The 10,367-nt window shown below is 72.1% G+C and carries 6 protein-coding genes; 2 read left to right on the top strand and 4 right to left on the bottom strand.

From position 1 onward, the window contains the following. Window positions 1–53: 53 nt before the first annotated feature. Complete coding sequence (locus AB8P05_RS28565) at window positions 54–1,454, bottom strand: NAD(P)/FAD-dependent oxidoreductase (RefSeq protein ID WP_472761416.1); 1,401 nt, start codon at window positions 1,452–1,454, stop codon at window positions 54–56. A 214-nt stretch (window positions 1,455–1,668) separates the two neighbouring features. Between AB8P05_RS28565 and AB8P05_RS28560 the strand changes: the two genes are divergently transcribed. Together AB8P05_RS28560 and AB8P05_RS28555 are read left to right on the top strand one after the other, a co-directional pair. Further along, entirely contained in the window at window positions 1,669–2,331 is a 663-nt protein-coding gene (locus tag AB8P05_RS28560; protein WP_455175289.1) for a sigma-70 family RNA polymerase sigma factor, read from the top strand. Then, window positions 2,328–3,068 (top strand): ChrR family anti-sigma-E factor, encoded by a 741-nt coding sequence (locus AB8P05_RS28555; RefSeq protein ID WP_472761415.1) that lies wholly within the window; start codon window positions 2,328–2,330, stop codon window positions 3,066–3,068. The genes AB8P05_RS28560 and AB8P05_RS28555 overlap by 4 nt, the downstream gene beginning before the upstream one ends. A gap of 73 nt (window positions 3,069–3,141) precedes the next feature. Here AB8P05_RS28555 and AB8P05_RS28550 read toward each other — a convergent pair whose 3' ends face one another. The 3 genes from AB8P05_RS28550 to AB8P05_RS28540 all read right to left on the bottom strand — a co-directional run bounded on the left by AB8P05_RS28550 (window position 3,142) and on the right by AB8P05_RS28540 (window position 10,151). Further along, on the bottom strand, window positions 3,142–5,211 hold the full coding sequence (locus AB8P05_RS28550; protein ID WP_472761414.1) for a methyl-accepting chemotaxis protein: 2,070 nt from the start codon (window positions 5,209–5,211) through the stop codon (window positions 3,142–3,144). Between the two features lie 198 nt (window positions 5,212–5,409). Next, the gene (locus AB8P05_RS28545; RefSeq protein ID WP_472761413.1) at window positions 5,410–8,856 is read right to left on the bottom strand and encodes a PAS domain S-box protein; all 3,447 of its coding nucleotides are present in this window, start codon (window positions 8,854–8,856) and stop codon (window positions 5,410–5,412) included. Then, window positions 8,856–10,151, bottom strand: coding sequence for a hypothetical protein (locus AB8P05_RS28540; RefSeq protein WP_472761412.1), 1,296 nt, complete (start codon window positions 10,149–10,151; stop codon window positions 8,856–8,858). The genes AB8P05_RS28545 and AB8P05_RS28540 overlap by 1 nt, the downstream gene beginning before the upstream one ends. Window positions 10,152–10,367: the final 216 nt, after the last annotated feature.

The following is a 10,367-nucleotide window of genomic DNA, read 5'->3' as shown; positions in this document are numbered from 1 at the left end:
GTGCATCACCGTGCCGACATAGAGGCCGCCGCCGCCCTCCCGATACCGCTCCATCACACGGCCTCCAGACGGGAGGGGACCGGGACGGGCGAAGGGCCGAGATGGATGCGGCCGGACTCGTTCGCCACGGTCCAGGGCCGGCGCAGGCCGCCCAGCGCCTCCGCCACCGCCAGCCCGGCCTGCGCGCCGTCCTCGTGGAATCCGGCGCCGAAATAGGAGCCGGCGAACCAGGTCCGCCGCTGTCCCTGCAGGGTCCACAGCCGCTTCTGCGCCGCGAGCGCCTCCATCCCGAAGATGGGGTGGTCGTAAAGGACGCTGCGCAGGATGCTGCCCTCGCGCGGTGGACGGGACGGGTTCAGCGTGACGAACAGGTCGCGGTCCCGCGGCAGGAAGCCCTGCAGCCGGTTCATCCAGTAGGTGACGCAGACGGCATCTTCACCATCGGCGCCATCCTTTCTGCCGTCCCCCTGCCGGCTGAGATAGTTCCAGCTCGACCACACCGCCCGGCGCCTCGGCATCAGGGCGGCGTCGGTGTGCAGGATGGCGAGGTTGCGCTCGTAGCCGAAGGCGCCCAGCAGCCGGCGCTCCTCCTCGCCGGCATCCTCCAGCAGGGAGAGCGCCTGATCGGCGTGGGTGGCGATCACCACATGGTCGTGGGCGCGGACGGCGCCGCGGCGGTCGCGCACCAGGACGCGCCCCTCCTCGCGGGCGATGCCCTCCACCGCGCAGTTCAGGCGCAGCGCGCCGGGCATGTCCGCCAGCATGCTCTCGACATAGCTGCGGCTCCCGCCCTCCACCGTGCGCCAGACCGGGCGGCCCTTGATCTTCAGCAGGCCGTGGTTCTCGCAGAAGCGGACGAAGGCTGCGGCCGGATGGTCGCGCATCGAGGCGGCCGGGCTGGACCAGATGGCGGCGGCCATCGGCAGCAGATGGTCGCGGACGAAGGCGTCGGAATAGCCGCCGCGGTCCAGGAACTGGCCCAGCGTCAGCGTCTCCGCCGCCGGCCCCTCCGACAATTCCGCCAGCAGCCCAGGCGCCTCGCGGTAGAAGCGCAGCAGGTCGGCCAGCATCCGCCAGAAGCGCGGGCGCAGCAGGTTACTCTTCTGCGCGAACAGCGTGCCCAGCGAGCTGCCGGCATATTCCACCCGCCCGCCGTCGAGCGAGGCGGCGAAGCTCATGTCCGTGGCGCGGGTCCGCACGCCCAGCCGGTCGAACAGCGCCACCAGATTGGGATAGCAGGGCTCGTTGTAGACGATGAATCCGGTATCGACCGGCCCGGCGCCGTCGGCTTCCACCGTGTTGGCATGGCCGCCCGGCCGGTCCTCCTTCTCATACAGCGTGACCCGGTGTCCCTTCGACAGCAGCCACGCCGCCGACAGCCCGGCGATGCCGGCGCCGATCACGGCGATGTCGAGCGGGCCCGATGGCGGAAGGGCAGGTTCGGAAAGCGGCATGGCGGTCGGCCCTCTTCGGGGTCTTGGGCGTGATCGGGACCGGGCCCTATCCGAAATGGGTAGGCCCGGCGCAGGTGATCCAGATACGGCGGTCGGCCGCGGTTGGATCATGCCACGCTCGCGCTTTCGGCGCGCCGGTCGAGTGGACGAAATATGCCCCGATAAATGAGCTGCGGGCGGTGATCCGAAGCGGCAGCGTCGGCGTATCCTGGCCATGATCGCACCGCTGGCCTCACTGCTGTCGCATGCCACCGGCCCGGACCAGAGCAGGACCGGGCCATCCCGGCCATTGCCCGCCCGATCTCCGCCCATCCGGTCGGCGGAGGATGCGGTGGCGGCCGGGCTGTCAGCCGATCTGGTGGCGGTGGCTTCCGGCGACCGGGCGGCCTTCGCCCGGCTGTTCGGCCACTTCGCCCCACGGGTGAAGGCCTACATGCTGAAGCTGGGGATGCCGGCCCAGCGGGCGGAGGATCTGGCTCAGGACACCATGCTGTCGGTGTGGCGCAAGGCCGCGCTCTACGACCCGGCGAAGGCAGAGGCGGCGACCTGGGTCTTCACCATCGCGCGAAACCTGCGCATCGACGCACTGCGCCGCGAACGCCATCCGGAGGTGTCGGACGACGAGTTGCTGGAGCATGAGGACGACCGCCCGCGGGCCGACGAACTGCTGGACGGCGACCGCCGCGCTCGCCGCCTGCGCGGCGCGCTGGCCTCGCTGACGCCGGAACAGGCGGAGGTGGTGCAGCTGTCCTTTTTCGCCGACCTCGCCCACCCGGCCATCGCCGAACGGCTGGACGTGCCGCTGGGCACAGTGAAATCGCGCCTGCGTCTGGCCATGGTCAAGATCCGCAAGGCGCTGGGAGACGACGACCGATGACCGCCCGCCAACCCACCGCCGCCCAGGCCTTCCTGCCGAACCACCACCCCAGCGACGCCCTGCTGGTGGCCTATGGCGCCGGCAGCCTCGCGGAAGGGCTGTCGCTGGCCGTCGCCGTCCATCTCGCCCACTGCCCCGACTGCCGTGCCGCCCTGGCGGAGGTGGAGGCACTCGGCGGCGCCTTGCTGGAGGATTTGCCGCCCGCCCCGCTCGACACCCTGTCGCTGTCCGCCACGCTGGCCCGGTTGGATCTGGAGGAAGCCCCCACCAATCCCTGCAAGGCCGGGCGGACCGGTCTCCCATGGGGCGGGCGCCGGCCGGTCGGCCCTGGTCCCGGATGCGGCCCGGTGCTTCCGGCGCCGCTGCGGGCCTATGTGCCGGGAACGAGCGGACTGGAGGGGCTGTCGTGGCAGCGGCTGGCCCCCGGCGTCCGCCGGGTGGAGCTGATGCCGCGCAGCGCCTCGGGCGGCGCCGCCCAGCTTCTGCGCATCGCCCCCGGCACCGCCCTGCCCCATCACAGCCATGGCGGGCTGGAGCTGACCGTGGTGCTGAGCGGCCATTTCGCCGATGAACTCGGCCGTTACGGCCCGGGCGATCTGGCCGAAGCGGACGGCGATACCGACCACCAGCCCATCGCCGACAGCAACCGCGACTGCATCTGCCTGATCGCCACCGACGCGCCGCTGCGCTTCACCGGGCTGATGGGCCGGCTGATGCAGCCCTTCATCGGGCTTTAGAGTGTGACCGGTTCAAGCGAACCCGCCTGAACCGTCAAACACACGGAAGACCCGGAGGGGCAGCGCCGGATCGTCACGCCACCGCGGCCAGCGGCGTCAGCCCGCGGGTCAGCCGTTCGACCTCGCGGTCGAAGACACCTTGGTCGGCGTCCGGCAGCTCGAACTTCACATGCAGGCGGCCATGCTCGCTCGACTTGATGCGGGCGGGAACCGGCCGGGCGACGCCGTCGATGCGCAGGAGCAGCGGCGCGCCCGCCGGCCGGTCGGGAGCGCCGGTCAGCATGGCGCCGCCGCAAGACAGGTTGGCGACGGTGGCGCGGACCGGCGCCGCGCCGGCACTCTCGACCGCGCAGCCCACCGACACGGCGAAGCGCGGCCGCTGGCGGCGGTCCACGTCGGTGGTGGCGGTGCGGACGACACGGATCAGCACGTTGCGCAGGGCGTCGATACCGCCGGCCACGTCGACGGCCACGGTCCGCACCTCGCCGGCGCGGTTCTGGGTGGACTCCGCCTCGGTGGAGACCCGGCCGATGCGCAGCGACACCTCCTTCGCCGCCTCGCTGGTCTGACCGACGGAACGGGCGATCTCGTGGGTCGCTGCCGCCTGTTCCTCCACCGCCGCGGCGATGGTGGAGGAAATGCCGGCGACCTCGTCGATGGTCTCCGACACCTCGCCGACGGCACCGACGGCCGACGCCGTCACCGCCTCCACCTCCGCGATCAGCGAGCCGATCTCCTCGGTGGAGCGCGCGGTCTGGCTGGCGAGGTTCTTCACCTCGTTGGCGACGACGGCGAAACCGCGCCCGGCATCGCCGGCGCGCGCCGCCTCAATGGTGGCGTTCAGCGCCAGAAGGTTGGTCTGGCTGGCGATGTCGCCGATCAGCCGGGCGACGGCGCCGATGCGCTCCACCGACACCGACAGCCGCTGGATGGTTGAGCGGGCGAGACCGGCGCGGTCCACCGCCCGGCCGGCGACCTGGGTGGCGCTTGACACCTGCTGCCCGATGTCGGCAATGGCGGCCGACAGCTCCTCCGTCGCGGCAGCGACGGCTTCGGCATTGCTCAGCGCCTGCTGGGCGGCGGCCGCGACGGACTGGGCGTTGTCGCTGACCTGCACCGCCGACTCGGTCATTGCTCCGGCATTCGCGCTCATGCGGGTGGTGCGCTCCGCCACATGGTCGACGGCGACGCGGGTCTCCTGCTCCACCTTCTCCGCCATGGCCTCCAGCGCTTGGCGCCGCTCATCCTCGCCGCGGCGGCGGGTCTCCTCCTGCTCCGCGCGCAGCCGGGCATTCTCCTGCGCCCCCTGCTGGAAGACGCGCACGGTGTCGGCCATGTGGCCGATCTCGTCGCGGCGGTCGGTCAGCCCGATCTCCACGTCCAGCGTGCCGCCGGCGAGCGCCACCATGCTGCGCCGCAGCCGCTCCATGGGCCGGATCATCGCCGCCTCCAGGAACACCACGCAGGCGGACGCCATCAGCAGGATGGTCAGCCCGGCCCCGATCAGAGTCAGGCGCAGCCCGTCCGCCGTCGCCCGCACCTCCTCGATGCCGGCGGTCAGCTCCGTCAGCCGGCCGGAACTGACGGCGACCACGCTGGCGCCCAGCGCCTCCAGGCTGACGCCCATCGTCTCGGCGACGCTGTCGAATTGTCCCATCATCGGATTGCCGGCCGCCGGCCCGCCGTCGACATAGGCCTTCGCCATGCGTTGGCCCATCTCGTAGAAGGGCCCGAAGGCGCTGCGGGTCTTCTCGATCTCCGCGACCACCTGCGGAAGCTTCAGCTCGCGCGCCAGATCGGTTGCCTTTGCGGTGTGCTCCTCGAAGCGGCGGGCGAAGTCGGCCGCTTTCGCCCCGCCGTCGTCCAGGCCGTCCAGGCCGCGCGTGGCCGACAGGTCGGTCAGCCATTGCTGGGTCTGCACCACGTCGTACCGGATCTCAGCCACCAGCGCCACGAGGGGGATGACCCGACCGACCACGTCGCCGGTCTCGCGCTGGACCTCGGACAGATGCTCGGTCTGCCGCCCCATGTCGCGCATGGTCAGGACCGAGGACAGGCCGACCGCGGCGAACACGAACACCGCGACGGCCACCACCTTCGCCCGGATGGAGATGATGTGGAGAATGTTGGCGGAAGAAACCATGATCCGGCATTTCGAACGTTAAGAATACAAACGATTTACGCCCTTGGACGCCCGGATACTCTAAACTGTTTCACCACCTTCGTCACGGCAAACAGTTTGAAATAGCTGATACTTCCGTCTGATCGACTTCGCCTTCTCCAAGTTATTTCATTTTCATTTGCGGAAATAAAAAATCAGGCCGCAATCTCTTCCATTGCGTCAGACCATCTCGCCCCGGGTTTCGGCACTTTCCGCAGGCTGCAGACGCTGCGACAGCGCCTCCTTGGTGGCGGCGGCGGTCTCCTCCAGCGCCTCGCACAGCGGGTCGCCGGGCAGGTGGGTGCCGGACGCCTGCAGCCGCTGTTCCATCAGCGAGGCCAGACGGCTCAGGCGCACGGCGCCGATGTTGGCCGCCGTCCCCTTCAGCGTGTGGGCGATGCGGGGGAGATGGACCGTGGGGGTGCCGGGCGCGTCCTCCGCCCCGCCCGGCCGGCCGGCGTCGCGGATCGCGGCGACGCTGTCGTCCACCGTCCGGCGGAAGGCGGCCACCGTCCTCGTCCAGGCATCCTCGCCGATCACCGCGCGCAGGGACTCCGCCTGCCCGGCGTCGAGAAGCGGCGCGCTCCGCCACAGCCCGTCATCCGCAGCGGCCGGCGCCGAACCGGCCGGCACGGACGCCCCCACCCCTGCCTTCGCCCCCGCCCCCGCCCCTGCCCACTGGGCAGGCGGCGACGGACCGGCCGCGGCCGGCTCCGTCCGGGAGGCCGTCACGCCGCCCAGGACCGCGAACAGATCGGCCGACACGATTGGCTTGGTCAGGTAGGCGGTCATGCCGGCGGCGAGATACTCCGCACGGTGGCCGGGCATGACGTTGCCGGTCAGCGCGACGATGGGCAGGCGGGACGCCGGGCCCGGCATGGCGCGGATATGGCGGGTGGCGGTGACGCCGTCCATCACCGGCATCTGCACGTCCATCAGCACAAGGTCGAAGCCGCCCTCCTCCACCAGCCGGACGGCCTGCAGCCCGTCCTCCACCGCGGTCACCCGGTGGCCGGCACGGCGCAGCATGGTGACGACGATGTCGCGGTTGATCTCGTTGTCCTCGGCGACCAGCACGCGCAGGCCGCCCTCGTCCTCCTCCGCCCACCGGTGGACCGGCGGCGCCGGTTCGGGGGCGCAGGGCGCGGTCGGGACGCCGTCGCACGGGTCGGCGGCGGGTTCGCAGCGCACGGTGAACCAGAAGATGCTGCCCTTGCCCTCGGCGCTGGCGACGCCGATCCGTCCGCCCATCAGCGTCACCAGCTCGCGGCTGATCGCCAGCCCCAGCCCGGTTCCGCCGAAGCGCCGGGTGGTGGAGCTGTCGCCCTGGGTGAAGCGGCGGAACAGGGTCGGCTGCACGTCCTCCGGAATGCCGATGCCGGTGTCGGCCACCTCGAAGCGCAGGTAGAAGGGGCGGCCCGGCTCCGCCTCCCCCTCCAGCCCGACCCGCACGGCGACGCCGCCGCGGTGGGTGAACTTCAGCGCGTTGCCGACCAGATTCACCAGCACCTGCCGGATGCGCCGCAGGTCGGCACGCACGCGCTCCGGCACCGCCGGGGCCACCTCCCGCGTCAGGATCAGGCCGCGCCCGCCGGCCGTTGGCTCCAGCAGGTCGAGGCAGTCGCGCATCACCGCGCGCAGTTCGAAATCCACCGGCTCGACCTCCGCCTTGCCGGCTTCCAGCTTGGACAGGTCGAGGATGTCGTCGATGATCTGCAGCAGCGCCTTGCCCGACCGGTTGGCGACGTCCAGCAGCTGGCGCTGCTCCTCGTCCAGGTTGGGGCCGTCCACCAGGGCGAGCGCGCCCAGGACGCCGTTCATCGGCGTGCGGATCTCGTGGCTCATGGTGGCCAGGAACTCGCCCTTGGCGCGGTTGGCCTGATCGGCGGCCTCCTTGGCGCGGCGCAGGCTGGCCTCGATCTCGCGCTGGGCGGTGACGTCGCGGAGCGCGCCGGTGACATAGCGGCGGTCGCCTTCGCGCCAGCCGGCCAGCGACGCCTCCAGCGGGAACTCGCTGCCGTCCTTGCGCCGTCCGGTCAGTTCGCGCACCTCCGACCGCGGGGTGTCGGCGGCGCCATCGCGGTAGGTGGCCAGCAGCCCGTCATGGACCGCGCCGACGGCGGCCGGCATCAGCCGGGTCATCGGACCGCCCAGCACCTCCGCCGCCCGGTAGCCGAACAGCCGCTCCGCCGCCCGGTTGAAGGCGTCGACGGTGCCGTGTTCGTCGATGGTGACGATCGGCTGGCCGACCGCCTCGAACATGGCGCGGTAGCGCGCCTCGCTGGAGGCCAGCCGGTTGGCGGCCGTCTCCCGCTCGGTGATGTCGGTGGCGGAGCCGCGATAGCCGCGGAATCCCCCGCTGCGGTCGAAGATCGGCCGGCCGCTGACGCTGAAATAGCGCGGCCCGGCGGCCGTCATCACCCGGTAGCGGAAGTTGCGGAATGGTTCCCGCCGCTCCATGGCGCGGCGATGCTCCTCCCATTTGGCGCCGTCGCCGGGCTCGCGGATCGCGATGTCCTCCCGCCGCAGGCCGATCGGCAGGGAACCGTCGGCGATGTGCGGAACCAGCGGGCCGGCCAGGCTGGAGAAGCGCAGGTCCGCATCCATCTCCCAGTACCAGTCGGAGGCCGTCTCCGCCTGGTCGCGGAACCGCTCCTCGCTCTGGGCGAGGCGACGGGCCACGGCGGCGAGCCGGGCCGTCTGCCGCGTCGCCAGCAGCGCCAGCCCGAACAGGCCGAAGCTGCAGGCCGCCGCCCCCAGCAGGTAGATCCGCTGCCGCCGCCGGGTGTCGGCCATGAAGGACGCCTCGTCGAAGGCGGCGGTGACGATCAGCGGATAGGTGGACAGGGTACGGTAGGATTGCAGGCGCAGAATGCCGTCGACGGCGCTGGCGGTGCGCACGAAGCCGGTGGGCTGCCGCCGCGCCATGACGAGCGTCGGCGAATCGTTGAGATCGCGGCCGATGATGCGGTCGTTCATCAGCGAGCGGGCGCGCAGGATGCCGTCGGTGCCGATGATCGCCACGGCGCCGTTGGGGCCGACGTCCAGCTCCTCCAGCGAGCGGCTGAAATAGAAGGGATCCATCGAAGCGACCAGCACGCCGGCAAAGCTGCCGTCCCTGCGGTCGATGCGCCTCGTCAGCTGGATCGACCATTTGCCGGACGCCCGGCCGAACACCGGCTTTCCGATGAACAGGCCGGCATTGGGGTTGTTGACATGGACGCGGAAATGCTCGCGGTCGGCCAGATGGACGCGGGCGGGCGCGTCCTCGACGCTGGTGTGGGTGAGGTCGCCGCGTTCGTCGATGATCGCCAGCTGGATCAGGATGCCCGACCGGTCCACCGCCTGCCGCAGCATCCGCGCCGCGCCGTGGCCCCAAACGTCGCCATGCTCGCGGAAATCGTCGATCATGAACAGGAGGATCTGGTCGGCCTCGGCGATGGTGCGGGTCGCCTGTTCGGCGACGACGCGGGCAAGGTTGCCGCCGTCGCGCCTGGCCCGCTCCATCGCATCCGCATCGTCGTAGCGGGCGAGCGTGAAGGCCGCCGCCCATAGCCCGGCGGCGATCACCAGCGTCGCCGCCCAGACGGCGGGGATGAAGCCGTGCTCCTGAAGACGCTCCCCCATCAGCCCTGCGCTCCGCCGGCGTGGCGCCCGCCCGCCCCGCCCGCGGCGAGCGCCGCCACCCCGCGCGCCAGCCGCGGCAGGTCCACCGGCGTCGGCAGCACGAGGTCGGCAGGCCCGGCCGGGTCGCATGCGGCCTCCGCGCCGTAAAGCACGCAGGGCAGGTCGCCGCGCAATTCCTTGAGCCGGCCGGCCAGCGCTGTGCCGGCGGGCAGCGCGCTCAGGCCCGGACCGATCACAACCGCGTCGAAGAAGCCGGGCTCGTCGGCGACGACGTCCAGCGCATCGCGCAGGTCGTCGCAGACCGAGACCTCGAAGCCCTGCTGTTCCAGGCCGGTCTGGAACCGGTCGCCCGACGCCGGGTCGGCCTCGACGACCAGAACCTGCAGCACCGGGACCTTGCGCTGCGGCACCGGGTTCGGAAGGGCGGCGGGGACGGGCGCCGGCCGGCCGGCCGGAACGGCGGGGATGTAGAGCCGGACGGCGGTGCCTTCGACAGGGTGGGTCAGCAGGCTGAGGCCGCCGTCATGGCGCCGCGCGGTCGAAAGGGCCGTCGGCCAGTCCGCATCCTCCCGCGGCGGCTGGCCTTGCCGGTAGCGCTTGCGGACGGACAGCAGCGGATCGACCAGGGCGAACAGCAGGTCGTCGGCCAGCGGCGCGCCGTTGACGCGCAGCTCGAACAGGGCATGCACCCCCTCGCGCGGCTGCAGCAGCCGCTGCACATGCCAGCCGGCGCCGGCGGCGTCCCCGTCAGGGTCTCCGCCGCCGCGAGGAACGCCGGAGGGGCCGGCGCGCAGGGAGAAGCGCAGATCGACGCCGCCGTCGGTCACCAGAACGATCTCCGCCGCCAGTCCGGCGAGCGTCCGGGCCACCAGCCCGGCGTCGCACAGGGGATCCGGCGTGGCCGCGTCGTACCGGACCGCCAGACTGGCCGGGACCGCCGACGCCGCGCGCAGAAGGCTTGCGGCCTCGTCCAGCACGCAGGTCGCCCGCTCCTGGACGACGGAGGCCGGCTCCATCCGCGCCGCCATCACCAGACGGCGGAATCCCGGCCGGGCGCGGTCGACGGCCAGCAGAAGCCTCTCGGCATAATCGGCCTGCGGCGAACCGGCAGGCAGATCGGCGGCGAGGAAATCCGCATAGCCGGCCACCGTGCCCAGCGCGTTGTTGACGTCGTGGACGATGGCGCAGGCCAGTTCCGCACGGGCGTCCATCGCCGCGATCTGCTGGGCGCGCAGGCGGTCGGACATCCGGTGCTCCGCCTCACGCAGCGCCTCCTCCAGCGCGGCGATCCGCACGGCATCCGCGACACGCCTGGCCTCTTCCTCCGCCTGTCCGGCCGGCGCCGCGGGGGTGGCCTGCGGCTGCGGTTGTGGCGGCCGGCGCCGCGCCGCCCAGGCACAATAAAGCGCCAGCCCGGCCGCCGCACCGGTGCCGGCGGCGACCAGGGGAAGCGCCCAGGGGGAGCGGCACCCAGCGGATCAAGCACGGGCAGGAGCAGCGTCGCCGCACCC

This window comes from Azospirillum sp. VT-I1 (assembly GCF_055698305.1).
The sequence above is the reverse complement of the archived record's forward strand: the minus strand, read 5'-3'. Positions and strand labels throughout refer to the sequence as shown.

Excerpts from the sequence above, each read along its gene's own strand:
- AB8P05_RS28565 (WP_472761416.1), bottom strand. The coding sequence starts at position 1,454 with ATGCCGCTTTCCGAACCTGCCCTTCCGCCATCGGGCCCGCTCGACATC.
- AB8P05_RS28560 (WP_455175289.1), top strand. The coding sequence starts at position 1,669 with ATGATCGCACCGCTGGCCTCACTGCTGTCGCATGCCACCGGCCCGGAC.
- AB8P05_RS28555 (WP_472761415.1), top strand. The coding sequence starts at position 2,328 with ATGACCGCCCGCCAACCCACCGCCGCCCAGGCCTTCCTGCCGAACCAC.
- AB8P05_RS28550 (WP_472761414.1), bottom strand. The coding sequence starts at position 5,211 with ATGGTTTCTTCCGCCAACATTCTCCACATCATCTCCATCCGGGCGAAG.
- AB8P05_RS28545 (WP_472761413.1), bottom strand. The coding sequence starts at position 8,856 with ATGGGGGAGCGTCTTCAGGAGCACGGCTTCATCCCCGCCGTCTGGGCG.